1 protein-coding gene is annotated in these 1,081 nt (G+C 25.9%); it reads right to left on the reverse strand.

All coding sequences use genetic code 11. The features are described 5' to 3' along the window. Positions 1 to 129 precede the first annotated feature (129 nt). Positions 130 to 963, reverse strand: a complete 834-nt coding sequence (locus FC57_RS10365; RefSeq protein WP_007127152.1) for a helix-turn-helix domain-containing protein — start codon at positions 961 to 963, stop codon at positions 130 to 132. Positions 964 to 1,081: the final 118 nt, after the last annotated feature.

The raw sequence follows: 1,081 nt of genomic DNA on the forward strand, positions 1-1,081 counted from the left end.
CGATTTAACTAGCACCACGCGTACTCAAATTACTAAAAATATAAAAAGCTCTAATTAATCATGTTCATTCTTACCCAACATAATCAATTAGAGTTTTACACATTTACCAAATTTTTATTTAACAATATTTCAATTAGGCCAATTAATAGTTAGCTTTCCATATCCATAATCATTCATATCTGCCTTGATTTTAGTAACTTTTTCTTTATCATTCTTAAATAATGATTTCATATAAATAGCATTTATTCTATATATCATCAAGTGAACATTTGATGATGTTGCATTCGTAATATAGTCAATTATTTCTTCTATATGATTACTATTTTTTCTCATTGGTATCTTTCTTTCATAACAGGTAGCTAAATAATTTTCAAATATTCTTAAATACCTTTCTAACATTAATTCAGTAATATTCTCATTTTTGACTGTAGCCAATAATCGTCCTATAAAAAAATTTAATTCATCTTGCGACCATAATGGCATCGTATTAGCAAAAAGCCTTAATGATTCTGGTCTTTTTGTCCATTTCTGTCCTTCATTAAATTCTATTTTTATTTTCTTTTTAATCCCGTTATCTATCTCATTTAGTTCATTTCTAAAATAAGCAATAGCTACCAATGTTCGTAATTTTATAATCCTATCTCCAGGAACATTCATAATTTTTTTACAGTTTAGTATTAAAGAATCAATATCTTTAGTACTAAATGCATAATCCATTCTTTCTTGCAACTTATTTATAACCCTTCTATTTTTAGTAATATAGGTATCTTGTATAAGTTGACAAAAGTCATCAATTTCAATCTGATGTTTAAATAAGATTTGAAATAAACTTTCTGCATTAATCTTATTTTTCCCACTTTCAACTTTAGCATAAAAAGGTCTGCTAATAATCCCTTCACACATTTGTTGTTGTGTTAATCCGAGTTTTAGACGCTCTACACGTAATGCTTTTCCAATTTTCATAGAATTCCTCAGTAATATACTTAATATAAGATTTCTTCAAAAATATATAATAACTAACAATAATATTCTACTTCAAAAAAGATCTAATTTATAAATATTAATACGCGTGGTGCTAGTT

The organism is Lactobacillus ultunensis DSM 16047 (genome assembly GCF_001436305.1).
GTDB lineage: Bacteria > Bacillota > Bacilli > Lactobacillales > Lactobacillaceae > Lactobacillus > Lactobacillus ultunensis.

Excerpts from the sequence above, each read along its gene's own strand:
- FC57_RS10365 (WP_007127152.1), bottom strand. The coding sequence starts at position 963 with ATGAAAATTGGAAAAGCATTACGTGTAGAGCGTCTAAAACTCGGATTA.